Below are 26,019 nucleotides of genomic sequence, written 5' to 3'. Positions count from 1 at the left end.
TAAACATAATTTTAGAACTTAATCCACATGAAAATAATTACGCTTACCATAAATCCGGCCTTAGATAAAAGTGCAAAAGTGAATGATATTACACCTTTTGATAAATTAGAATGTTACGATATAACATATCATCCTGGTGGTGGAGGTGTTAATATTTCTAGAGTTTTACATCGACTTGGTGTAGAAAGTGATTGTTTATTTCCATATGGAGGTAAAACCGGAGAGCATTTAGTAGAGCTTTTAAAAGAACAGCATGTTCATGTTATAGGAACACCAATTTCTAATCTAACCAGAGAAAATTTTGCTGTGTTTAATACAGAAACGAAGTTACAATACCGTTTCGGGATGCCTACAAGCCCATTTTCTGAAGCCGAATTAGAACCAATAGAAGCGCTTATTAATACTCATGTTACTACAGGTGATATTTTTGTAATTAGCGGAAGTTTACCAGTAGGATTACCAACACAGTATTACTCTAAATTAATACAAAATTTAAAAGCAAAACAGGTAAAAGTTGTTGTAGATACTTCTGGACCTGTGTTTAATGAGGTGCTTAAAAATGAGTTGTTTTTAATAAAACCCAATCAAAAAGAATTGGCTCGCTTGGCAGGAAAAGATAGTCTGACTAAGAGCGAGCGTGAAGACTTTGCCTTAAAAATGGTTGCTGATAATATAGCACAATATGTGGTAGTGTCTTTAGGAAAAGATGGTGCATTTATGGCACATAAAAATGGTATCGAATATGTTTCTGCACCCGTTATTTCGGTAAACAGTACCATTGGAGCGGGAGATAGTATGGTTGCAGGATTAATATATGCCATTACCCAAAACAAAACACCTAGAAATATGTTGCGATGGGGTGTGGCCTGCGGTGTTGCAGCTACTTTAAGTGAAGGCTCCGATTTGGCGCATAAAGATAATATTGAAAAAGTTTTAGATCAGATTTAGGCAAAATATTAAAAGATTGTATCTTTCAAAAAAAAAAAAACTTAATGAGACACTTAAAAAGAGTTCAACATTTTTATTACTTACTATTAGCTGTGGTATTATTAACGGGCTGTAGCTCAGGTTCTGATACTGATGGTGTTGAGGAAGGCGTAACCGAGGAACCATTAGCATTAACTAGTTTTAATATGCTAACTAATAACCATACATTTTCTGTATTGGAAGCTAACATTCAACCTGTAGATTCTTTAGTGGTGTGTTTATTTACATCGGTAGTAGATTATGCGAATATAACACCTACCATGGCTTTTGAAGGGTCTAATATTGAATACAGAATAAACAATGAAACTTTCAATCCATATAACGCTACTGTAGGGGAGCAAATAGATTTTAGTTATCCAAATATTTTAGATTTTAAAATCTCTAATTCAGACGATTCAGAATCTACAATTTATAGAATTATTGTAGATACAGAACAACCTATTTTACTTCATAATTCAGAAATTACCATTCCAGATTCACAAGTCAATACTACTTATAATGGTTTAGAAATCGATACCTGGACTAATGTAGGAAATTATCCAATAAGACTGACTTTAAGAACTACTGAATATAAAGATATCAGTGCGCCAGAAGCTGCAGCTGGAAATATTTTTAGTACCACACTAACAAAATCAACAGACATGATTTATCCTAATGAAGAGGGGCAAATTAACGTGTTTACAACGAATGGTTCTGTGGCAGGAAGTTATGCATCAACAGCATTATTTAGCCTATATTTTAATGAAAATTTAGGATATATTGTATACGACGACATTACGAACGATTACGTTAAACAAATTGGTTACAAACAAACCGAATTAACATTAAAAGGTAATTTGGTAGACTAAATTTAGAAAGCGAATCATAGCCCTAAAAGGAAATGATTCGCTTTTAGTTTAGGATTACTTCTAGACTTTGTCGAATAATTTTTTGATTCAATATATAAAGATCAATACTGTCATATCTTCTATTTTAAATGAGTTTCAGCAACCTTAAAATATGATATGGTATCTTTTAATATCTCACTAGAGACCTACGCATAATAGCTGCTAAATCCATCTTGAATAGAAGTCAGTATCCATCATGTTTTATTTTTCTAGATAGTAGTTTAAGTTGTCTTGTAGGAATAGTATCGTTTTAATTTTACATCTTAAATATTAGAAGTTTTAGTCTTGCCAAAACAATGGAGCAAACTCTTGTGGTAGGTATTAATAGTTTAATACAGCATGTTTATTCTACCGCTATTCATTATTTTCATTTATTATAAACGCTGTAATAAGTCGATTTAGTTATATAGCCCAGTGCAATTAATTCACTTTTATCTGATATCTCTTTTAAATAGCCGTTTTGTAAATACATTAATTTATCGGCTAAGTGGATTACATTTTCATAATTGTGGTCGGTGATAATATACCCTTTGTTCGCTTTCATTTTTTTGATGTACTCTATAATATACTCCTTCATTATCGGACTGAGTCCATTAAAAGGTTCGTCGAGTAAAATAAACGTTGCATTAGAATGAATTATTAATAAGATTTCAATTAATCTCCGTTCTCCGCCAGATAATTGTTGATTTTTTAGATGTAATACGGATTTTACATAAGCATTTTCCAAGACTAGGTCTCTATGTTGTTTGTCAAGGAATAAATGTATTATGGCTTGTATGGAAATGTGATTTGGAAGGAAATTGTCTTGAGGTAAATAGTTGATTAAGTGTCGCCCATCTGATACTGTTTTAATTACAGCATGGCCAATACGAACAAACTTAGATTCGGCTTTAACAGTGCCAAATACAATTTTTAGCAGTGTAGATTTTCCAGAGCCATTACGACCTATAAGACCTTTTATTTCTCCCTTTTTACAAGACATAAAAATATCGCTTAATATCACGTTATTGTTATAAGATTTAGTCACGCTATCTATATGTAAACTAGTCATATAACCATTAAGATTAAGAGGTTAATGCATCCTGTTAGGCATGTAGATCCCCATAACGTGAGGTCGCTAATGCCTAAATTGTAGTAATAATAATATTGGTTTTTATGTCTTATATTGTAATAGAAATAGTGTGTACAAGGTGCAATACACAGAAAACTTAACCCTATTATCGCAAGTTTTCCACCAAATACAATGCCTATCGCAATGGAAAGGATATAGGATATAAAAAATATCTTTTGTTGGAATAATAGTATGTTTTTTAATATTCTCAAAAGCTGTGTTTTTATATGTAAACTCTAAAAATTGTAAATAGATTATACGGTTTCTATTGTGAATTTATAAATTTATTTGTTGTGTTACATTTTAAAGATAGACGTAATCTTAATAGACTGTACCAAATTAATCCATTTTTCTAATCATAGCTATGAACATCTTTACGCTTATACTTCTTTACAAGCTTTTAAAACTCGTTTTTACCGAATTCACTATTTATAAATTTCGATTTATTTTTACCATTTTTAAAGGTATAGGATAGGTTTAGTAAGACCATATCGACCTCATAAATATAATTTGTTGTTGTATAAAAATCGTTAGGTCTGTATGTTGTAATACGCTGTTCGTTAGTGTCTAGAAGACCCATATCTATATTTTGCCACTGAAGAGTAGCTGTTAATCTGTTGTTTAAGAACGATTTTTGAAAAGTTAAGTTGGGCGAATAAAATCTGGAGTCTTCACCTTGAGCCGTCACCCTCTCAGAAAGGTAGTTGAATGTAAATTGTAAAGATGCATTTTCCCAAAAACTATAAGTAGAATTAAAATTTATAGAATACTGCGTGGCTTCAGAATGAATGGGCTGATCGTCAAATTCACCATCAATCTTGTAATTGTAAATGTTTGCACCTATAAAATTGTTCCAGTTTTTAGTCGGTTTAATTTCGGCACCTAATTCTAGTCCAATCGTTTTGGCATCGCCAACATTAGAATAAATTCTATTTAAAATGGTGTCGTTATACACAGTATTTACACGGTTAACTACATTTTTTACATTTCTGTAATAAGCTGTAGCAAAAACAGATTGTCCGTTTTTAAGTTTTTTAGTTACACCTAATTCTACTAAATCTATAAATTCAGGTTTTAGTTCAGGATCTCCTTGTTCTAAAGTCTCGGAGTGTTCGCGTTCTGGAAACGGATTCATTTGAAAAGTAGATGTTCGTTCTACACGTTTACTGTAAGCCGCTTTTATATTGGTTTTATCTGTAATCTCATATTGTAAAGACGCCGACGGATAGAGTTTGGTAATATCATATTCGTAAGTGTCGTCTACCGTATTGGCTTTGTCTTTTAAATCTAGCGTTCTGTCCATGACTTCAATTCTAGCACCTGCGGCATAATTCCATAGGCCACTTTTACCTGAAAACTGAGTGTAAAACGCATGGATAGTACGTTCTAAATCGACTTCGCTGGAAAACTCAGGAACCAATTCAAAATCATCATCAAAATCTGTTCGTCTTTCATAAACAAAATCTCCTGTATGGTCTAAATGCCTATATTGATATCCCATATCTAACACACCCCAAGTAAAAGGTTTGAAGGTATAATCTAGTTGCAGTCTAATGCCATGCAATGGGTTTTCATTAGTATTATATTCATCTTGATACAGAATGGAGTGATCAGGATAACCAAGATTCTGATTCACGGTTGGACCACCCAAAAGCGTATATTCATATAGGGCAGAGGTAGACAATTTGGAGGTGTTTTTAAACGTATACGTATAATCCAAACTTCCTAAGGCAAAATCACTTTTACGTTCTCTTAAATTGTGATTGTAATATTGAAACGTATAAAGTCTATTATCACTATCTGCAGGAGAAACCGCATGATTATCGTAATACACAATATCTGCTAATCTTTCCTTACTGCGTTTACCTGCAAAAAGGCCTAATGAAAATACATTGGTTGTATCTGGAGTGAAGTCTACACTAAAACGTCCGCTATAATTTACCTCGTCAAAACTGCGTTCTCCTGTTGAGGGGAATTGTGTTTTTACATCATCTATTATGGTGTAGGCATCACCTTCTCGTCTGCCTCCTAAATCATTACGTTGATAATTGGCACTTAAGGATACATTCCAAATCTCATTCCGCACATTATATGTGGCATCGATACCATAGCGTTGATGGGCTTTATCATTGCCATAAGTTTCAATAGAAGGAAAGCCTCCTTTAATATTTAATTGCGCAAAGGCACCATCTAAAGCGCCTTTTTTTGTAATGATATTTAAAATACCAGCCTTTCCCTCCGGATCATATTTAGCAGATGGTGCGGTAATAACTTCTACACGTTCTACGGCATTAGCAGGTAATTGTGCCATGATTGTACTTGCATTGCTTTGTACAGGTTTTCCGTTTAATAAGACCGTAAAGCCAGAACTTCCTCTAACACTTATTTCGCCTTGTCCATCTATACTCACCGATGGTAAATTACGAATGACATCTATAGTAGAACCGCCTTGGGCACTCGTAAATGTTTCAGCATCGAATACCTGACGGTCAATCTTGTTAACTACTGTTGAACGCTCGCCTTGAATGACAACTTCATCTAAATTAGTACCGAGTGTTAAAAGTAATTGCCCTAAATCTTTAGTTTCACGGGTGTTTAAAATCGTAATATTATTAATTGTTTTTACTTCATACCCAATAAATGAAGCCTCAATATAAAACGTGCCCTTCTTTATGTTTTTAAATTCAAAATCACCTTTACTATCTGTAATAACCCCACTAATTAACGTTTTGTTATTTTGGTTGTAAAGTGCAACTGTAGCATATTCTAGCGGAAGATTTGCCTCGTCTACAATTTTTCCAGTGATTTGTGAAAATGCAAACAGAGAGTTGCTTATTATTAATAAAAAGGTTATTATTTTTTTTGAATTATTCATCGTGTTAAATAGTAAATATAGAACTTGAAATTTATCCTAAACAAGGTTATTATTTGCGGACATTTAAAAAATTAATAGGCTAATTTCTGAAACGTTTTTTGAATTTTAAAGGGGTAAGGTTAGTGTGTCATTTAAAAAAAATGTAAAATTAGAACTGCATTTAAAATTAATTTTGAATGCAATATCGACCATATTTTTTGTAGCGTAAAATAATTGTCTTTTTTATTTGTTAAGCATCCAATTTATTAATGAAGTTCCATCAATAATAGACCAACTATGTGGATGTCGGTCTCCATTGGCACGATAGCCTTTGTTTACTGTTGTAATATATTCTACATGTTCAAAATTGTTTTGTTGTAACACATCAGAAAGTTTTTTTATACTGTAAGCATTCATGTCTTCATATGTAGACATGTTATGTGTTTTCCACCAAAGAGAATCTGGCTCTGTATATAATCTTATTTTTGTGTGTTTTAAGTTTTTTATATTTTGAATATTATTTGTCGTAGAAGTAAAAACAGAATACGCTTCATAGTTAGCAAGATCACTTTCTGGAGTTCCAAATGCCTGACCTAAAGTTTGAACTAACCATTTACATTCTTCTGTAGTAGAATTAGATATATTACGTGCTTCACATTTTTTAGCGATATGATATAAGGCCGCTAAGTCTACAGGAGAATCGCCAATAAACACACCTTTTGGAATGATAGAAGCGTGTTCTTGAGTCATAAAATTACTGATGAGAAGAGCAACATTACCACCACTTGAAAAGCCTCCTACATAAATATTTTCTGTAGGTAAATGCTCTGTTTTTAATATATTTTGAATTTGTTCAGATATTAGAACATGTTCTTTTTGTTCTAGCCAAAGTTTACGATTATAGTTCATATACAGGACGGCAACATTTTCTGCTTTAGCCTGTTCAAGGATTTTAAATTCTTGTTTTATAGCTTTAGCATCTTCTGGATAACCACCAAAAAGTATTAAGACGCCCTTAATGTTTTTAAGTGGTTTGTTTAATACGTAATCGTCTTTGATAATTTCTTGGTAATCTGTTTTTACTGTACTATCAGATTTTTCAGACTCATTGTTTTTACAGGACAATAAAAGTGTTATACATACTAATAAACCGAGTAGTTTTTTCATTGGTCAAGGGGTATTGTTAGGTGTAGTTTATTTTGTATTAGTCTAAACTATATCAATTATTTATACTGTAAGATATTATAAATAATTGATACAGAACTCTTATTTGAATTGTCTGCTTATAATAATCAGTTAATGCATAGCTATTTATTTTAATGTAGCTTGCCAATCCTTAAGAATTTTTGCAGTTTATAATGCCATCTTAATGTTTTTTACTTCTTAGCGACTGTATCTATTACTAAACCAAGAACTACAGCAAGTCCGTAAAAACTTATCATCCCTAAAATATAGGCGACTAAACCTTTTAAGTAATTCTGTTTTTTAGTTTTATCAAAAAACTGTCCGATGGCCCAAGCTGTGTAGATAAATCCAAGAATGCCTCCGAATTGCAAAATACTGACGTTAAATAGGCTTTCAAAAACTCCAAAAGCCGTATATATTAGCATACCTATTCCCATTATAAAACATAATAAGATTATGATTTCAAAAAAGTTATAGTCGTATGTTTTAAAGAAAAGTTTAATCCAAAATGCTATAAAAATGGACATTAAGATGTTGGCATAACCGTAGTGAAGTGCAATCCATTTATAAATAGTAGTTATGGCAGAATCTCCAAAACCGTTAGCAGTTACATAGCCGTCTTCAAATTTAAGAAGTTGTTGTGCTATGGTATACACTAAGGAACATACAATTACAAAGAGTAGGGGTTTTACTAGTCTATTTCTATCTTCGTGAATAAACTTATGCACGTTGTCTCCAGGTCGTATAACCAACTCTTTTATAGTGAAGAAAATACCTTTGTCGAAGTTTAAGATGCTTACTATTTCAGTTAATATATAACTACCGTTAATGCGTTTTAATGTTTTCGGGCATCCGCATGAACTACAAAATTGATATTCTATTTCTGTACCGCAGGTTTTACATGGTTCACTATTAATGGCTTTAGTCATGCTTTACGTTGTTATTCCAATCTACTTTTAAGATTTGTTTTTTTAAAGTGTTGTATTATGGTTTTTAAATATAATATAAATAACATTAACCGTAGTTTACAATACCTTGGTTTATAATGGGATGTAAACAATCTATTTGATTGATGATTGAACCTATATTATAGACTATTTTATAATTCTACTTACCCTAAAAGGACTTGTGATTTCTAATTAATATGATGTAACAGTTTGTAAAACACTTGTTTAATAGATTGTTGCGATGATTTGGTTGACATAAACAAAAAATTTATATATTTGCCAATGTTATTAAATGTGTAAAATCACATATGTTAAAATTATTATTAAGATGGAAGAACACATAACCATATTTAAAGCCTTATCTGATATTACACGATTAAAAATGATTTGGCTCCTCACCAATATCGATGACAAAATATGTGTTTCTGAAATTGTAGAGGTGTTAGATGAATACCAGTATAATGTATCCCGTCATTTAAAAATACTAAAAACGGCCAAACTTGTTGAAGAAGTTAAAGAAGGCAAGTGGGTGTACTATTATTTAACACCCGTAACTACAGAATTTAGACGCTATATTCAAGAGGCTATACAAGTGATTCCAGAATCTCAAATGCAATCTGTAATTAATACATGTAAAGCATTATTAGCTGCCCGCGAAGTATAAACAATCCATGATTTAAAAAAACTTAGAGTATAATTAGTCTTGGTTTTTTTTATAAAAACATATGTGTTTTTACGCATATGAAATACAAATATTAAATTAATTATTATGAATGAAAAATTAAATTTGGCACTAAACGAGTTTATTCACGTGGGTGTTGTATTGGTACTTATTATTGCACTTGTATCTGTAATTACGGGGTTAATACGGGCATTTATCCCTCAAGAGAAACTTCAAAAAAGGCTTTCTAAAACGGGAAAGTATAGCGGCTTAATGGGCGCTTTGTTAGGTATTCCGACACCGTTTTGTAGTGCTTCTATGGTTCCTGTTTCTATGGGAATGATAGAAATGGGGGCGCCATTTGCTATGGTGTTTTCTTTTTTACTTTCTGCACCACTAGCAAATTTTGTAGTTGTAGGTTTTATATTTGGTGTGTTCGGTTGGAAAGTCGCAGTAGTTTATTTTCTAATTGTGTTTATTGGTTCAGTACTTTTTGGAAGTATTGCGGGACAAACATCTTTAAAAACCTGTGTGAAACGTTTAGATTTAAAGTCTAAAACCGCCACAAATGCATGTACAGCTCAGCCAATTATAAGTTGTGGTGAAGTGGCAAAATCTAGTAAAAACTCTTGCGGTGTAGTTCAAGAGTCAACAACTCATAACTCTGCTGGTTCTAGCAGTTCTTGTGGAGAATCTCGAGACTCTCAGACTAAACTAGCGGAAGCTTTTACTTTTGGGTGGTCACTATTTAAACGCATATTTCCTTATGTTTTGCTTGGTGCAGTAATCAGTGCTGTATCTGCAGTTTTTGTGCCTGATGCTTGGGTAGAAAAATATCTCGGAAATGATAGTCCGCTAGCCATTCCTATTGCAGCTACTGTTGGGGTACCCTTGTATTTACGAATTGAAATGGCAATTCCCATATTAAATGCTCTTATTGTAAAAGGCATGAGTATGGGGGCAGCGATGGCGTTAATTATTGGAGGAACAGGAGCCAGTTTACCAGAAATAGCCATTATTTCTTCTATGTTAAAACCTAAAGCCATACTTGCATTTGTATGTGCTGTTATGACAATGGCTATTGCTGGTGGATATATTTTTTACTTTTTCTTCTAAATTAAAAACGATGCAGACACTAATTCATTTTTTTAAATCACTTATTCAAGCTTGTCCGTATACCCTTATGGGAAAACACTGTAAAGATGTGCTAAAAGGGAAATCTAAACAACAATCTACTCCTAAACTAAAATCCATAAAGCAAGGCATGAAAATGGGACGAAATATTGCACTAGTAGGAGTATTTTGTCCGTTCCTATGGATTTCTGTATTATCAGGTGCTAGTACAGATTTTATCATCTTAAATGTTATACATTCAGGAATAATAGTGTGCTTAGGACTGGTCGTTATCGGTGTAAATTATCTGATATTATACATGCATACCAGAACAGTGAAATAGTACCCATTGTATTATAGATTTCCACTTATTTCAGGTGATTTTCTTTTAAATTATAAACCGAAATATAAACAAGAGGTTTACACGTTTGATTTTATAAGGTACATCAGACGTGTAAATCTTTTATTTCATATGTTATTGAAATAAAATGTATTAAGGTATTTGTGTTCGAATTATATCCATTTGGCTTGAATTCCCATAGCTTGTAATTCGTCTACCACATGACCTTTAGCGTAACATATCGTGGCTGTTTTTAAATTCGGAAATTGGGCAGCGTCTTGAGTCGTTTCAATGTCCCAATATTCTTCCCAACCCTCACCAAATCTAAGAAGTTGCAGATAAATATCATTACCGCCATCTTGATAGATTTCTGTAAGTTCTGTAGCTAATGCTTTAGGAATTTGTAAATTTTTAAAATATTCGGTAACCTCAGGTATGGGCGTATATCCTTCTTCTTCAAGGTCAATGGTTCGTTTATCATACCAATCTATGAATTCAATCAAATCAAATTTTGGAGTTAGGAATTCCTTATGATACATTAATTCTTGAATTACGGCTAATTTAAATCCAAAATCACTAAAAGTTATATAATCGTCTCCTAAGTCTTTTATTTCATATTTATCTTTAGGAATCACTGCTTTATAGTTGAAATTTTTACCAATTGAAATGGCATAGGGTGCTGTCTGATCTTTATAAGTTAATTTCTGAACGCTATGTTTTATTAAATCCTGCTTTATAAAATCGATGTCTAAAACGTCTCGGTCATTTACCTTAATTTCACCTTTAAAATAACGTTTTGGATGATGCTTTAATTTATGATGCTTTGAAAACAGACAATTGATATTGAACACCTTGTCCCAAGTTGCATACTCTGTGTAAATGCCGAGATCGTCCCAAACTACACGCCATAATACATCGTGTTCTTGTTTAGAAGGTTCTCCAAGAAGTTCTATAAGTGTATTGAGATGTATTGGAAAGGATACCGCTTTCCCATTAATTTTGATGTGTGTAGTTGAACACAAAATTACAATTGGAGGGGTGGGGTTTGCTTTCTTTTTAAATAAATTGAACATTTTTTATAGATTTTAATATTGAAGGTAAAGTCTAAAATTGGTATGTTTTTGCTTAATTTATAGGGTGTTTTTTGTACAGTAACATTACTAAAAAAAACGCAGCTAAATACTTAAATATAGCTGCGTTTTATAATGGTTAAAAAATAAAAGTATAAGATATGAAGTATCTATTCTGAATACATTTTATCTATAAGTGCTTTGTGTTTTTGCTGAATAACCTTACGTTTAAGTTTTAAAGTCGCCGTAATTTCTCCGGCTTCAATACTAAACTCTTTAGGTAGTAAGGTGAACTTTTTAATTTTTTCAAATTTCGAAAATTCCTTTTGTAATTCTTCAAAGCGTTTTTCAAAAAGATCTATTACTTGCAAGTTCGTAATTAAATCTTCAACATCTTTAAAGTTAATCTTATGTTCTTTTGCGTACTTTTTTAAGTTCTCAAAACTAGGAACGGCTAATGCAGTAACATATTTTTGTTGATCTCCGATAACCGCGATTTGCTCAATAAAAGAATCGGTAATTAATGCGTTTTCTAATTTTTGTGGAGCAATATATTTCCCGCCAGAGGTTTTCATTAAATCCTTAATTCTATCGGTAATAATTAGATTCCCTTTAGCGTCTATTTTACCAGCATCTCCAGTTTTAAACCAACCATTTTCAAAAACTGCTGCTGTAGCCTCCGGTTTTTTGTAATACCCTTTCATTACACCAGGACCGTTGATAAGAATCTCATTATTATCTCCTATTTTAATCTGTGTGCCTTCAATAGGTTTTCCAGCAGAATTAAATTCGAAGTGCGTATCTCCAAATAGGGTAGCAGTAGCTGTAGTTTCTGTTAAGCCGTATCCGCATTTAATATTTAAGCCAAACGAATGAAAAAAGGATACCATATCTGAAGCTAAAGGCGCTCCACCACAAGGCATAAATTTTATACGTCCACCAAAAACGTCTCGTAATTTACTAAGCACTAATTTGTCGGCTATTTTATATTTTAATTTTAAAATTGCTGGAACTTCTTTTTCTAGACGTTTATGTTTGTTATAGTAATTGTTTCCAATACCTAAAGCCCAACTGGCCAATTTCATTTTAGTAGGCGAAGCTTCTTTTCTTTTGTCTTGAATGGCAGCAAAAATTTTTTCAAAAATTCGTGGTACCGTACACATTACAGTTGGTTTTACTTCTTTAATCACATCCACAATTTTTTTAGGATCTTGATTAAAATAGACCTCAATACCTTTTTTCAAACAAAAGAATACCCAGCTACGTTCGTAAATATGACTTAATGGTAAAAAACTTAAAGATACATCTTGTTCAGACACGTCTAATTCGAAGTCGTGCGCCACTAAAGATGCTCCAAAATTAGTATAATCTAACATCACACCTTTTGGTTCTCCAGTAGTTCCTGAGGTATAAATAATACTTGCCGTATCTTCGTAATCGCACTCGTAGTAACGTTTTTTAAGTTCTGTTTCTACGTGTTCACTAGCTTCAAAAGTTATAAAATCTTCTAAATGTACAGATCTCTCAGTATCATGCAGCGTAATGGTTTTGGTTAAAGCTACAATTAATTTTAAATACTTAGAAGTGTTTAAAAGTTCGTAAGCTTTATCGTATTCATTCTGATCGCCAACAAAAAGTAAACTGATTTCTGCATCGTCTATAACATATTCAACTTCTTTCTTAGAATTTGTTGCATAAATAGGGATTGTAACAGCTCTAGCACGCATAATTGCAATATCTGCAATGATCCAGTTCGGCATGTTTTCAGAAAAGATTGCAACGTTTTGTTGCACAGATATCCCGTAATTAATAATGGCCTTAGCAAGTACTTCTATTCGAGATTCAAAATCTAACCAAGAAATACCTTCCCAAGTATTACGCTCATTATTTTTATAATAGATGGCCTTTTTATCTTTAAAACGCTCACTATTTTCTTTAATTTCTTCTACTAAGTGTTTGTAATTCATTACACTATTATTAGTTTCAAGATTAATTTAAGGCCATGCTTAAATTAAAGTGCACAAAGTTACGAATAATTGTCCTCTTATTGCTTACGTTGAACGTTTTAGATTACATTGTCCTCTTAATTTATATTGAGTATAACGTTCTTTTTGCCTTGATAAATAACAAGATTGATAATAAAACGATTATGTTTAATGTGTTTATTGTGAATGTGTTAATGTGTTTATTTTCGTGTATATGTTGCAGTTTCACTTGTCCCATCCGGATTTACAAATTCGAAAGTATAAGTATTTGCGGCGTCCCAACCATAATTTATTTTATGAGAAAGCGAATCTACGGTATACGTTAAACTGTATTGGTTAGGACTTGGGTTTGAGAAATCAACAATTTCTGCACCGCGTAAAGGTCTTAAATCGGGTCTTACGCCTCGAGTTTTTGCTTGTGGCATAATTTCGTTTTCTGGTGCTTGTGTTTGTGGATTTATCTTTACAGTTCCGCGCATGGCTGCAATAAAATACGGATATGTTTTTACAAAATGATATTGATATGTACTGTCTGAAGTAAAACGACCTAAATTTTCGTCGAGTGCTTCAGTGGTTTCACCATATACAGGAAAACCATCCAAGGCGTAAGCAATGGGTTTATCTGCACCAACCTGAGCTTGTAAGTGCGTAGGCGGTAAGTGATAATGATAATCGTCTGCACGACCGCAATGTCCGCCCCATTGATCTAATTCTCCAATGGCATTGGCATCTTCGCCACGATTGTTTAACGGATTAAATATAGGAATCCCGTTAACTGCAATGGCAATGGCACCTTTCATAAAATTATCTTTTGTAGATAGTGGATGTTCTGCCAATTCTGGTTGTAACGGAATAGCCCACGCATTGTTACCAGAATAGTCATGATTAATAGGAACTTGTTGTTGCCAATTGCTAATACCAGTCATCATCTCGTGATCTGGAATTCCATTAGATTCAATATAAAAATAAGTATCATCATGTCGTGTATTCACTTTGTCAAAACGACCAAAAATAGTTTCTAAGAAAGGAATGCTATTGGCTGCCATCTTTGAGCTAGAAGTTGAAGTTGAGTTTTTACAGCCCATAATTAATAAGATAACACCAAAACCACTAAAGGCTATCCTACTATTTTTTGTTTTAGATGAATAACTAAAGCCCGCAAATACAAGTAATCCCAGACCTAATATTAGGTAAAGTTGTGTATAATCTACTGATGATGAGTTTTGTGTTTCAAGAAGCGTATTTTGATAGGTAATCCAATCTGATGTCTCTAAAATATACTGCTGATCTTTAGCTATAAAATCGGCATAGTTATACGTTAAAATGTTGTGATTTTCATCTGCTAAATAGACTTTATCACCATCCTTTTGTATAAAATCGGCTTGTATTGTTTTCGTATCATTTATAAAATGCCACTGTTTTGTTGGTGTGCCGTGGCCACCTTCGTGCGCAAAAGTTTGCACTGTAAACAGCTGAACGAAAAGTAAACATATTAGTATTCTCATAGTCCTATTAGTTTTTAGTATCTGTAAATATTAGGCTTGTTATGTCTATGATATTATCTTTAGAAATGGCAGACATAAACGTATTTAAATCTACAGCAAGACTATTCGATTTTGGAAGCGATTCAGGCATTTCTGATAACGCAAATACTTTAATAATGTACTCGTGTTTTCCTGGACCGTGCGAACAGGGCGAGGTGTAAGAGACTGCAGTTCCGTCCTTATTTGACCCCATAAACCATTTGGAACTGTTGGCCATTTTATATGGGATTTCTGAAACCGTAGGTTCAATTCCCCACAATAATAGATATGAATTTATTTCTGATTGATGCTCTTTTTTGGGATAATGATACATGACTATGGCTAAAGAGCCTGTGCCTTCCGGAACATAAGACCACGATAAAGGGATAGAATGTTCTACATCATCAATTTTCTTTTCACATTTAAAAGCATCTAACAAATTTCCGTTTACAATGGCTTCGCTCTGTACTGTAAAATCTGAATGCTTGGTTTCATAATCATCATACATATAAGGCACATCTTTTGTTGGTTTAGCACAAGAATTTAAAAGTACTAACACACATATTGCTATTGGAACGATTGTGTTTATTTTCATATAGATGTATTAAAATTATTCAACAGTATAACGCAGCAAAACTTCGTTATCTAATATCACATTAGTAGACCATATAAATTTGGCATCTTGTTCGGGATCATCAAAAATGGATGTGAAATTTGTATAAGCAGGTTTATTATCTACACCAATGGTTTTATTGGTAAAAGTGGTTGCGTTAGGCCAATTAGAATCATCAAAATCTGTAGCCATCCAATCTGTAGGGGTTTCCCAATGCAAGGCATAAAAATTCGCACCATCTTGTCCGCCTTCAGTACTACAGTTTTTAGAATATCTGTAATTTCCCTCTTCAGAGACACAGCTTAAATCTTCAATAGGCGCGGTGTAAAAGGTTTGTGCTTTCCAAGTGTCGTTTGTTGAACTCACAATATTGTTTTGTGCATCTTTAATAACGGCTACCAGTCCGCCATCTCCAGCATGAAAGGATTTTCCTCTGTTTTCCTCGCAACCTACGCCAAGGTGTTCTTCCCAATCTACCAATTTCATAGCGATGGTAAATGGTTTCTTAACTTTAAACTTTACTACACTAGAATTAAATTGGGTAAATGGTACTTTATCTTTTCCTACAGGCTCACCATTCACATACATTTCAAAGTAATTATCGGCAAAAATATAGGCTGTGTACGTTTCACCATCGTTGTCTATAGTAATTGTATTAGCAGCGTTAAAATTTGCTAAAGCCTCTTCTGCAGTGTCATAATTTAGTCCTTCGCAGCTGTTATGTAAATCTGTAGCGAAGGGGAAATCGTTATTTAGATAATGCGTTTTAGCAGGAACAATCCAAGTTTTTCCGTCGGTAGAAGATATTTCACCAACATCTGTTTTGCGTCCTCTGTCGCAAGTATAAATATCTTCGGTTATAGTGGTTGCGATGCCTTGGGTAATACTAGCTGTTCCAGAGTAGTTTTCAGCAGGATTAACCTGAGTTATATTTTCAGGTTCAGATTCTGATTTAGATTTTTTATTCCCACAGCTAAAGGTTAATACTGTTATTAAAATTAGAAGACTTAGTTTTTTCATGCTTATCAATTTTTTAGTTTGTTTTCAAAGGGTGGTGTATTGTATGTTATACAGTACTGTAATTATATTTAAGACCAAGTTTAAAATATTATCTTATATAGCTATACAATTTGTAATCGTAAATGATAAAATTACCAAGGTTGACTGTTAAAACCAACCTGTAAATCCTAATATAATCATAATGTTTTGGGTGATTCGTTTAACCTTTTAATGTCATTCTATTAAAAGCGTTTACTCTAATACGGTCCTGTTTTTTTATAATACCGAAAATATATCCAGGAACAAGTAAAAATCCGCCTACAGCATATATAACATAATGAGCATTACTTTTTAAAAAGACCGGACTTACAAAAAACTACATAAGTGGCGTACCAATAAAGAACACTAGACCAGCTATAATCTGAGCCCTTTTAGATTTTTTTGCATAGAGTTCATCAACGCTGAATTTTGTTTTGGTTCCGCACTGTTTACAGGTAAGTATTTTATGTTCTCCGTCTAGCATAGCAAATTCAACACGCGTATTCGCATTCGTAAAAATACGGATTTCGTTTTTACAGCTTTTACACGTGGCGTATACGTACATGGAATTTAAATATTTAATATATGGCAAATAAAAATAAAGCCTAGTAGTATTAAAAATACAATATTGATTAGAAGTGTTTTAAAGTTAGATTTTTTAATGAGATTATAAACTACTAAAATCAAAAACAAAATTGAGTAGATACCAGAAATTATTGGTGAATAGTTATAATAAAAATTGTAACCACTATTATTTATTAAGAAATATAACAGTATTGCAATATACAGTAAGCAGGAAATTTTTATATAAGGGTCGAATTTTTTCATGAGCTAAATATAAGATATCTAAATAAAGTAGCCTTTGTTTTTGAAACATAGCATGGATGAACATCTCTTGTTATTGCTCCATAATCTTTATTCCGATAATTGCATTATTGCCATCATTGCCGATAAGTTAATAACTAAATGTATTAGAATTGAAGGAAGTAGTCTTTTACTTAATAGAAATGTCATGCCAAACATAATTCCTCCGCCAAATAAGAAGAAAAAGCGATTGGTATATGCGTTAATTCCGTGAATTCCTATAAATAGTAAAGCAGCAACTATTAGTGCAATCCATTTATTCAGACCAATTTCATTCAGTTGCGTAATCGCAAAACCTCGATAAACGATTTCTTCACAAAAACCTGTTGAAAAAACAAGAAGAATGAAAAATATTCTATGTGAAGTTGTTTTGGGAATTAATCCTGAAATAGTACCAAATCTTGAAGTGTCTATTTCTATTTTATTTAGCATTATTTCAACACCAACTAGCATTCGAAGGGCAACTAAAAGATAGCTACCTACTAGGTATAACGTTTTTTTATTCGAAAGTTTATATCCAATATCAACAAGCGTTTTTTTCTGACTTTTCAGATATTTCACAACTACTAATACCGAAAGCCAATGAAGTATTATAATTCCTCCTCAAAATGGAATATAATAATCCAAATTTTTATTTGCAAAAAGTTCTATTGCAATTGAGGTTTTTCCAAATAGAATATACAATATTGGAAAGCCAATAATAATTGATAATACTTTCCAAACTTTATTTTTTAATTTCATTATTATATTCTGATTTGTGTTACTTATTCCAAATTCGGTTCGTTTTTTTTTAATAACTGCTAACGTTGTTGTATATGGTTTGTTGCGTGTTTTAAGCACCTAATTTAGCAAATAAAAACCGAATATAAAATCCGCGAGGATTTTGGTAAGTAGGCTAGAACTAGCAATAAATTATATACGTCTTAAGTTAGCATTTTAATAAAAAGTACTAAATTAAGATCTATAAAAAGAAAGCACAAAAGAGAGGAGTAAGGTTAATATATACGCAGAGACTACAGATCTCGTCAACATTGAAAATCCCCTCTCTTTTTCTACACAGATTTCGAACAGTTCTATGAGGCTATAAGACCTCGATTTTAAGTCGTTGAAACTCGCGTAGTGGTACTTTCAAAACATATTTTATTATGAATAAAGATATTAAATATTTTGAACTGCGAAGCACATCATGAATACCTATTAAAAAAATAATAAAACATGAATAAATTGACATAAGCCATTTGGTTTTCGATGTCACAGATTCCGATGGTAATTATTACCAATTTAAAAACACGATTTCAGGTTTTAGAAAGTTTGTAAAACTTCTAGGAAGTGATAGCTATTGTGTGATGGAAGCCACAGGGTATTATCATTATCAATTGGCCTATTATTTATTGGAATCAGGGATAAAAGTCTCCGTAGAAAATCCCTTATCAGTGAAGCGATTTATACAGATGAAGTTGTCTAAGATCAAGACCGATAAGAGCGATTCTAAACTTATCTGTGAATACGCCAAACAAGTAGAATTAAAGCTGTGGAAGGGTAATTCTAAACATCAAACAGAATGTCTACAAATGACCAGACTCCTTGCTGTGTATACAAAACAGACGACTATGTTGAAAAATAAATTACATGGAGAAGCTGTTTTAGGTAATCCAAGTAAAGTGGTTGTAAGTTCTCTAAAACGAAGTTTAAAGCAAGTTCAGAAAGAGATTAAAACCTTAGAAGACAAACTTATTATATTAGTAAAAGAAGTGCATCAAGATGTCTTAACACGTTTAAAAAGTATACCAGGAATTGGAGCAAAAACCTCTTTGATGTTGGTGGTATTAACAGACGGGTTTGAACGTTTTACAAGCGGCAGTGAATTATGTAGTTATGCCGGATTAACACCTGTGATTAGGAAGAGTGGAAGCAGTGTAACTGGTCGTCCACGGATTAGTAAAATAGGGAACCAAAAGCTACGGAGCTTGTTATTTATGTGCAGTTTTAATGCATGTAAATATAACAAAGCATGCAGAGAAATTTATGAGCGAATAGTGGCTAAGGGAAAGAGTAAAAAACTCGCATTAATTGCAGTCTGTAATAAGCTATTAAAACAAGCATTTGCCATAGCAAAATCTGGGTTAGTTTATGATGATTCACATAGAAGTACTTTAGTGAAAAATTAATGTAGTTTTACTTGTTTTTTACCACAGTACTTTGTTGTGTGTAGTGTTTTATTTATTCTGTATTTTCATTTTCAGCAATATCTTCATCATTTTCATTATAATTAAATCTGTCAAAAATTTCCGAAATAAATTTAGAAACCATACAAATTTCAGTTAATGGAATTATGATTCCCATTTTTTTGTCGATTTGGTTTTGCTGTCCGATGTTTATATAATGTTCTAAAACATTTAAATAATCTGTAGTAACTGTAAACTCCTGAGTTTCTTTATCTCTATAACCACTAAAGTTTGGGATTATAGTTATATAAGAACTGCCAATAGGTTCTGAAATTTGATTGACATAACCAACATAGACCTTATTACTTTTAGTAGTTACCATTAGAAGCTTGTCTTCATCATCCTTAGATTGTAATGAAGTCCAAAAAAGTTTTTCAAAATCACTGCCCCATTTGTTTACAACGTATTTTAAAGCAAGTTTTTTTGGTAATAAAAAATTTAGAAGTTTAGCTAAAGGGAATGAAGATAAAAAGATGAATAAGGATTGATTCAACCCTTCATACTCAATAGGATTGATTTTACCGATTGTCTCTCTGAAATTAAGAAAAAACTTTTTTAAAATAAATTCGTCTACTCCTAACATTAATAAGGACAAAGCAACTGCTAAAATCGAAGAATTAAATATCAGCCTTTGTCTTTCTATTCTTTGATGATAAAATCTTGTAAGAAAAAATGTTATTAAAAATATATAGCCTCCTAGTAATGGTAATAAGAGTAAGTCAAATTTTGGCATTTATTATTTGCGTTTTGATACTCTGACAACAGCTCCAGGTCTTTTATTATGAACTTTTACTGAATTTCTCAATTTAGCTATTAACTTCAAAGATTTGTCTTTATCATCAAAAATATCTCCACTTTTCATAAAAAAAGTTCCATTAGAAGTAACCTTGATTTTATCAAAGTCAGTTTCTTTTTTAGGTTTTCTTTCAAATATAGTAGTCATAATGAGAAGTTTTAGTGTGTCTAATATAATACAAATTTTATTCCAAATTCAATTTTATTCATTTTTTATTTTGTGAGCATAAAGTTTCTCTTACATTACACACAACTCCTTTTATACGAAATAAACATGTGTTTATCCCGTAAAGACTATTTGTTAGTGTTATAATCTTAAAAGTAAGATAATTTATTGTAATGTAATTACTGGAAAGCCGTAATTAAATGATTTAGAGTAGGCGATATGCAGTGTTAGGAGTTACCAAATCTCAATTAAGGTTGATATATGCTGTTTCTTAAAGATCTGTTTTTGTATAAAACTAGAGCGGTTTACTTTTGTTTTTTAACTGCATATTTTTATTTTTTAGTATAAGATTTTAGACTTTATCCTACTTAATGTTTCATGTGATATATTAATATAAGAAGCTACAATTTTGTTAGGTAAACGCTTTACAATATTTGGATTTATCTTGAATAATTGCTTGTATCTTTCTGATGCATCTAGTGTAGTAAAAGAGATTAATCTCTTCGCATTATTGACATAAGCTTTTTCTAAATAGATGCTATAAAAATCTTTCCATTTTGGGACAATGGTCATAAGATGTCTAAAATCATCGTGAGTGATGTATAGAAGTTCACTGTTTTCAATAACCTGAATTGTTTCTTGTGCAGGTTCATTGGTGATAAAACTCACTAGTTCTGTTGCAAATTGATTCTCGAAGGCGATGTAACGTGTGACGTCTTTTCCTTCCTCATTAATGTAAAATAGTCTTAGACAGCCTTTTTTTACGAAATAACTCACCTGACTATTCTTTCCATGGGACAGTAAAATGTCGTTTTTATTTTTTTTAATTGTTTTAAAATAAGACAACACGATTTTTAAATCTTCATCATCAATATTTATATTCTTTTTTATAAAATTAGTGAGTGCTAGAGTATCTGTCATCTATTTGTAGTCTCTTACAAATTTACGATAATGAATAATATCCTGTATAGATAACACTATCAAATTATGCTCATCTGCAAAGTCTAAAATGGTGTCCATTTTTGCCATTGTTCCATCATCATTCATTAATTCACACAGTACAGCTTCTGGTTTTAAACCTGCTAATTTCATTATATCTACACTACCTTCCGTATGTCCTTTTCTTTCAAAAACACCATTGTTTTTTGCTCTTAAAGGAAAGACATGACCTGGTTTTGCTAAATCGCTACTATGGGCATTTTCTTTACAAGCCGCTATAATGGTTGTTAGTCTATCTTTAGCAGAAACCCCTGTAGTAACACCTTCCTTTGCTTCTATTGAAATGGTAAAAGGGGTTTGGTAACTACTGGTATTTTCTTCTACCATATAAGGTAATTCTAATGCATCTGCTTTAGTATTTGGTAAACAAAGACAAACAATTCCACTGCATTTTCTAATCATAAGTGCCATTTGGTTTATAGTCATGCTATGTGCAGAGAAGATTAAATCGCCTTCATTTTCTCTGTCTTCGTCATCCATTAAAATGATTCCATTTCCGTTTTGAAGGTGTAGTAGGGCTTTTTCTAACAGTTGTTGACTTTCGGTATTAATTGTTTGTATTGTATGTAATTCTGCTAATTGCATTTTAAAATTGTTTTAGTTTTTTGATAAGCAAAATTAATACTGTTTTAAACCAAATTATTTGACGTAAGTCAATAAATTAATTTATTTAATATACTCTTAAGAGAACCTTTATTTATACGTTATAAAAGGATAGAGTGTTATTAGTAAGAGAAATGAGTGTAGAGAGAATGAGGTGTAATTAATAGCAGTGCTTTATGTATGGTTAATTTTTTAGATATTAAAGCTTATGGTCTAGTATAGGAGTAGTAGCGGATTTTGAAATACTAATTTTTATAAAAACAGAGACCTTAGTTTTATGTTTATACTTTAGTTTAGACTTAAAACCGCTCTTTCTAATATGCCGTATGGGCAAAGTTATTTTTCAAATCCGTTATTCAAAACATCATTTCCTGCTGTAAGTTGCTGTAAAAAATCAATCATATTCTCAGCTATAAACCTAATTTTAGTTTCGTCAGCCCCAAAAGCGATGATTTGCCCAGATTTTCCTTTACTTCCTGGTGCATAATCTATAGCAATGAAGTTCCCCTCACCGGTACTGTAAAAAGGAACCCAATAAGGATTAGTATACATACCAACGGTTTTTCTCCCATCTGGTTGGCTGTTGCCTGTTAAATCAATAAGCATCCAATTAACATCATCATAAATTTCTTTCCAATTTTTCCATTCCGTTACTATGTGTTCAGCAGTTAAAAAACCTGAGTTTTCGATACCATTGTGAGTAGTGAGAAGTGTTTTTAATTCTTGGGGAAATTTATAGTTAGCTAAGGATTCAAAATCCTTATAAATGTTCTCGTTATTTTTAGGTGCGTTTGGTTTTAGATTTTTTTTATCAATATATTCGACAAACAATTTCTGTAAATGATCTTCATCAAGATGGTCGCTATTGGTTTTAATGTATTTTTTAAGATAGTTTTGCTTCTCTTTAGCAATTTTTACTTCATTGTATTGCTTGGGTGCTTCTTTGTGTAAAAATGCTCCAGTATTTTCATAAGGTTTTATATCTATTAACATCCCTGAATTTACCCAGTTTTGGGAAAATTGACCTTTTCCTAGAGTAAGCATAAACTGTGGATTTGGATTGAGTTCCGCCTGTTTTTCAAATTGACCATTATTTTTATATTCTTCAAGTTTTTGATATTGTTTCTCGAATATTAAATCCATCCATAATTTGAAATTTCCTTTATTTTCGAACTGTATGCCAACTATTTCCTTATTAGATAAATAGGCGAAAGCATCATAAGGTAATCCTTCGCTTTTTGGTGTAATAATGAATAATTTTAAAACCTTATTTTTTAAGGAGCTTGATAGTTGGTCCAATAAAAGGTCTCTAAACCCCATTGTGTCATAAGATTTGTAGTGTCTTGCTGTTGCACTTTTATGATGAGAATTATCTTTAAAATACGGTTTAGGAATTTCTTCAAATGAAACGATATGGAATGCAATATCTTTAAACTTCACCTTTTTTAATTGATTGTTATATGGAATAGATTGTAGGTTCATTTTATTTGTGCAATTTGTAGTGAAGAGAATTATGATTATAAATGTCCAATATTTCATTATATGAGTTGCTCTAATTATACTTAATGGTATGGAGTGAGAATAGTTGTATGGTTAAGCAACTAAGTTAGCAAATACAAACCGAATATAAAATCTGTGAGGACTTTTGTAAATAGGCTTGCAGTAGTAATAAATTTTATATGGTGTTAACACCTGTTTTTAATCGAATTTCGTTTTATTCTTAAAATCAGTTTCTTTATAATTTCTTTCGATAAAATCGTAATCTAAATCATATGTTATTGATTTTTGGTCTTTGAATGAAAACTTAAATAATTTCCCATCAGATTCAATTTTATCCAATTCATACAGGTGTTTTCTTTTTTCGTTTGGGTCAGCTCCCCAATACGTATAGTTGCCTCTAAAGCCAATAGAATATTTAGAATTAAATTTTGTGTTAACTATTTTAGAGTCTTTTATTTCTGTCCATAAAAAGAAGCTTTCTGATTTTTCTAATCGTAATATTTTCGAATCTTTTACGAAAGTGTAGTAATGTAGTTTAGGGTAAAAAGGTTCATCATTTTCTATACTATCTAGTTCAATTTCTGTATGTAAATTTTGGATTGGAACATAAGCCCAAATTAATTCTTTAGGACCTGCTTTTCCATAATCGTGAATCGTCTTGATTATTTGTCCATTTTTCACAAATGTTGTTGTAATACTTTCATCATCTGTATGTCCAACTGCATATTCATTTTTTAAACTGTCAATATTTGCTTTCGCAAACTTTGAAAATATGTAATCAGTTTTAATACTATCAATTAAGGATTCGTAAAATCCTAATGGTTTTACATAGCCTTCTCCTTGAAAATATATTTTGTTTTTATTATTTATTGAAATGTCGATTATCGGGCAAGAACCATAACAACCAGAACTTGAGAATATAATTTGGTCAAATGAGTTGCTCTTTTTCTCTTTTATTCTTTGAAGTTTAATGAAAGTCGTGTTATTTTTTGTAAGAATTAATGTATCGTTTAATTGCCCTTTAATCTTCCATTTAAACTCCCAATTTTCATTAAATGGATTTAGAATGAAAATACTATCGTTTTTAACTTTATAGTCAGTAAATGTTCCTTTGTAATTCAGTTGTCGTTTTCCTGTAACCGAATCTTGGTCATATCTTTGAAATCCATTAAATAATTCAATTTTATCTTCTGTAAACCCAATACCAAAAGGTCTGTTAAAACCTGGTGGTGGTGGATAATCATTATCCTCTACTTTTTCAATTTTACTCCATTTTCCGATTAGGTTATTTTGGGTGTTTTTTTTCTCGGTTTCACAACCTAAAATTAATAGAATAAAAAAAAGATATATGAATTTCAGTTTCGTCATATTTTGTAATTGGTGGTAACGTGTTTGTATATGGTTTGTTGCGTGTTTCAGCAACTAATTTAGCAAATACAAACCGAATATAAAGTCTGTGAGGACTAGCAATAAATTTTATATGGTGATAGCAACTGGCATTATTCAAGAATTTCTATTATTTTTTGTTTCAGTTTTTCTCCTCGTAAATCTTTGCTAATTATAATTCCTTTTTCGTCAATCAAATAATTGGTTGGAAGTAAATTTATACCGTAAATCATTGCACCGTTATTTTTCCACCCTTTCAATTCGCTCACATTAGTCCATTGAAGACTATCTTGTTTTATAGCCTCTGACCATTTTTCATTACTGTCATCCAATGATACTTGAAAAATTTCAAATCCTAAAGAGTTATATTCATTGTAATAATCAACTAAATTTTTATTATCCTTTCTACAAGGTGCGCACCAACTTGCCCAAAATTCTAAAAGAGTTAATTTCCCTTTAATTTCTGAAAGTTTGTTTTTTTTGCCATATTGGTCCGTACTTTCAAAATCCACATATTTTTCTCCAATTTTTGGATTTTGGGTTGACTCAATATATTTTCGAATTTCTTTGCCGTAAATCGAATTCTTATTCTTTTCAGAGAACTGATTGAATAATGGTTCTGTTCGTTCTTTTTTCCACGAAATATACCATTCAGCAAGAACGTAAGAACCTAAAATGTTGTCAGAATTACTTTTTATAAATTCTGTTAATAATTTTTCACGTTCCTTTCTTGGAAGCGTGTCAACTGCTTTATATAGATTATTATACTCTGTTTCAGAATCAGAACCAAGAATCTCGGCATTTTTGAAATTTCGGTTTGACGCATTAAATATCATTGGCCTATTTTCTAACCAAAGCCTTTTGTATAGCGAATTATCCTTGTTTCTTAAAACAGCAAGAAAAGGATAGTTTTGCAAATTGGTTGTAAAATTGAATTTATTGTTCTGCAACGTTACAGAATCAATAATTTTCTCTTTTGAAGTGTCAAACAGATACAAGACTGTTCCATTTTTCAATTTGTTGGTAGTTCCATTTATTGAGAATTCAGACTTTTTTTCTTGATTACAAGAAGTCAAAATGAATATTATTATTATTATTAAAAACTTTAATGCTCTCACGGATTTTTGTTTGCTTGTTGTTAACGTGATTGTGTATCTTAAGTTAGCC

General features: G+C 31.8%; 23 protein-coding genes. 6 read left to right on the top strand and 17 right to left on the bottom strand.

Annotation, left to right across the window (positions count from 1 at the left end; all coding sequences use genetic code 11):
* Positions 1 to 27: 27 nt before the first annotated feature.
* Both AST99_RS02150 and AST99_RS02145 read left to right on the top strand, forming a co-directional pair.
* Positions 28 to 948 carry a 1-phosphofructokinase family hexose kinase gene (locus AST99_RS02150; protein WP_057778660.1) on the top strand — a complete coding sequence of 307 codons (921 nt, stop codon included), beginning with the start codon at positions 28 to 30 and terminating at the stop codon, positions 946 to 948.
* A 44-nt stretch (positions 949 to 992) separates the two neighbouring features.
* Positions 993 to 1,835 carry a hypothetical protein gene (locus tag AST99_RS02145; protein WP_057778658.1) on the top strand — a complete coding sequence of 281 codons (843 nt, stop codon included), beginning with the start codon at positions 993 to 995 and terminating at the stop codon, positions 1,833 to 1,835.
* A gap of 406 nt (positions 1,836 to 2,241) precedes the next feature.
* Here the strand turns inward: AST99_RS02145 and AST99_RS02140 are convergent, their stop codons facing one another.
* From AST99_RS02140 to AST99_RS02125, 4 genes are all read right to left on the bottom strand, one after another.
* Positions 2,242 to 2,856, bottom strand: coding sequence for an ATP-binding cassette domain-containing protein (locus tag AST99_RS02140; protein ID WP_232301564.1), 615 nt, complete (start codon positions 2,854 to 2,856; stop codon positions 2,242 to 2,244).
* Between the two features lie 529 nt (positions 2,857 to 3,385).
* Positions 3,386 to 5,860, bottom strand: a complete 2,475-nt coding sequence (locus AST99_RS02135; RefSeq protein WP_057778653.1) for a TonB-dependent receptor — start codon at positions 5,858 to 5,860, stop codon at positions 3,386 to 3,388.
* Positions 5,861 to 6,082: 222 nt separating this feature from the next.
* Complete coding sequence (locus tag AST99_RS02130; RefSeq protein ID WP_057778651.1) at positions 6,083 to 7,006, bottom strand: hypothetical protein; 924 nt, start codon at positions 7,004 to 7,006, stop codon at positions 6,083 to 6,085.
* A 209-nt stretch (positions 7,007 to 7,215) separates the two neighbouring features.
* Positions 7,216 to 7,953 (bottom strand): DUF3667 domain-containing protein, encoded by a 738-nt coding sequence (locus tag AST99_RS02125; protein ID WP_057778649.1) that lies wholly within the window; start codon positions 7,951 to 7,953, stop codon positions 7,216 to 7,218.
* Between the two features lie 346 nt (positions 7,954 to 8,299).
* Here AST99_RS02125 and AST99_RS02120 point away from each other — a divergent pair, with 346 nt between their 5' ends.
* The 3 genes from AST99_RS02120 (at position 8,300) to AST99_RS02110 (ending at position 10,088) form a co-directional block, all read left to right on the top strand.
* Positions 8,300 to 8,635, top strand: coding sequence for an ArsR/SmtB family transcription factor (locus AST99_RS02120; protein ID WP_057778902.1), 336 nt, complete (start codon positions 8,300 to 8,302; stop codon positions 8,633 to 8,635).
* A 105-nt stretch (positions 8,636 to 8,740) separates the two neighbouring features.
* Positions 8,741 to 9,748, top strand: a complete 1,008-nt coding sequence (locus tag AST99_RS02115; RefSeq protein ID WP_057778647.1) for a permease — start codon at positions 8,741 to 8,743, stop codon at positions 9,746 to 9,748.
* Between the two features lie 10 nt (positions 9,749 to 9,758).
* Complete coding sequence (locus AST99_RS02110) at positions 9,759 to 10,088, top strand: hypothetical protein (protein ID WP_069727787.1); 330 nt, start codon at positions 9,759 to 9,761, stop codon at positions 10,086 to 10,088.
* A 170-nt stretch (positions 10,089 to 10,258) separates the two neighbouring features.
* On the opposite strand, the gene AST99_RS02105 is transcribed toward AST99_RS02110, so the two are convergent.
* The 6 genes from AST99_RS02105 to AST99_RS02075 form a co-directional block, all read right to left on the bottom strand.
* Positions 10,259 to 11,158 (bottom strand): DUF6892 domain-containing protein, encoded by a 900-nt coding sequence (locus AST99_RS02105; protein WP_057778643.1) that lies wholly within the window; start codon positions 11,156 to 11,158, stop codon positions 10,259 to 10,261.
* A 167-nt stretch (positions 11,159 to 11,325) separates the two neighbouring features.
* Positions 11,326 to 13,122 (bottom strand): AMP-dependent synthetase/ligase, encoded by a 1,797-nt coding sequence (locus tag AST99_RS02100; RefSeq protein ID WP_057778641.1) that lies wholly within the window; start codon positions 13,120 to 13,122, stop codon positions 11,326 to 11,328.
* A 218-nt stretch (positions 13,123 to 13,340) separates the two neighbouring features.
* Positions 13,341 to 14,645 (bottom strand): YHYH protein, encoded by a 1,305-nt coding sequence (locus AST99_RS02095; protein WP_057778639.1) that lies wholly within the window; start codon positions 14,643 to 14,645, stop codon positions 13,341 to 13,343.
* Positions 14,646 to 14,652: 7 nt separating this feature from the next.
* A complete protein-coding gene (locus tag AST99_RS02090; protein ID WP_057778636.1) occupies positions 14,653 to 15,258 on the bottom strand; it encodes a YbhB/YbcL family Raf kinase inhibitor-like protein in 606 nt (201 codons plus the stop codon).
* A gap of 15 nt (positions 15,259 to 15,273) precedes the next feature.
* A complete protein-coding gene (locus AST99_RS02085; RefSeq protein ID WP_057778634.1) occupies positions 15,274 to 16,296 on the bottom strand; it encodes a hypothetical protein in 1,023 nt (340 codons plus the stop codon).
* Positions 16,297 to 17,229: 933 nt separating this feature from the next.
* Positions 17,230 to 17,739, bottom strand: coding sequence for a CPBP family intramembrane glutamic endopeptidase (locus AST99_RS02075; RefSeq protein WP_057778630.1), 510 nt, complete (start codon positions 17,737 to 17,739; stop codon positions 17,230 to 17,232).
* Between the two features lie 662 nt (positions 17,740 to 18,401).
* Here AST99_RS02075 and AST99_RS02065 point away from each other — a divergent pair.
* Entirely contained in the window at positions 18,402 to 19,346 is a 945-nt protein-coding gene (locus AST99_RS02065) for an IS110 family RNA-guided transposase (RefSeq protein ID WP_057778628.1), read from the top strand.
* 52 nt (positions 19,347 to 19,398) lie between these two features.
* On the opposite strand, the gene AST99_RS02060 is transcribed toward AST99_RS02065, so the two are convergent.
* The 7 genes from AST99_RS02060 to AST99_RS02030 all read right to left on the bottom strand — a co-directional run.
* On the bottom strand, positions 19,399 to 20,136 hold the full coding sequence (locus tag AST99_RS02060; RefSeq protein WP_157486278.1) for a hypothetical protein: 738 nt from the start codon (positions 20,134 to 20,136) through the stop codon (positions 19,399 to 19,401).
* A gap of 3 nt (positions 20,137 to 20,139) precedes the next feature.
* Complete coding sequence (locus AST99_RS02055) at positions 20,140 to 20,346, bottom strand: hypothetical protein (RefSeq protein WP_057778623.1); 207 nt, start codon at positions 20,344 to 20,346, stop codon at positions 20,140 to 20,142.
* A 357-nt stretch (positions 20,347 to 20,703) separates the two neighbouring features.
* A complete protein-coding gene (locus AST99_RS02050) occupies positions 20,704 to 21,285 on the bottom strand; it encodes a Crp/Fnr family transcriptional regulator (protein WP_057778621.1) in 582 nt (193 codons plus the stop codon).
* Positions 21,286 to 21,948 (bottom strand): 3,4-dihydroxy-2-butanone-4-phosphate synthase, encoded by a 663-nt coding sequence (gene ribB / locus AST99_RS02045; RefSeq protein ID WP_057778619.1) that lies wholly within the window; start codon positions 21,946 to 21,948, stop codon positions 21,286 to 21,288. It lies immediately after the preceding gene.
* Positions 21,949 to 22,302: 354 nt separating this feature from the next.
* On the bottom strand, positions 22,303 to 23,448 hold the full coding sequence (locus tag AST99_RS02040; RefSeq protein ID WP_057778617.1) for an SMI1/KNR4 family protein: 1,146 nt from the start codon (positions 23,446 to 23,448) through the stop codon (positions 22,303 to 22,305).
* Between the two features lie 216 nt (positions 23,449 to 23,664).
* A complete protein-coding gene (locus AST99_RS02035; RefSeq protein ID WP_157486277.1) occupies positions 23,665 to 24,834 on the bottom strand; it encodes a DUF6438 domain-containing protein in 1,170 nt (389 codons plus the stop codon).
* A gap of 131 nt (positions 24,835 to 24,965) precedes the next feature.
* The coding region (locus AST99_RS02030; RefSeq protein ID WP_057778613.1) for a redoxin domain-containing protein at positions 24,966 to 26,019 on the bottom strand (1,054 nt) is incomplete at its 5' end.

This window comes from Formosa algae, from assembly GCF_001439665.1.
Taxonomy (GTDB): domain Bacteria; phylum Bacteroidota; class Bacteroidia; order Flavobacteriales; family Flavobacteriaceae; genus Formosa; species Formosa algae.
This window is presented reverse-complemented; position numbering and strand designations above follow the sequence as displayed.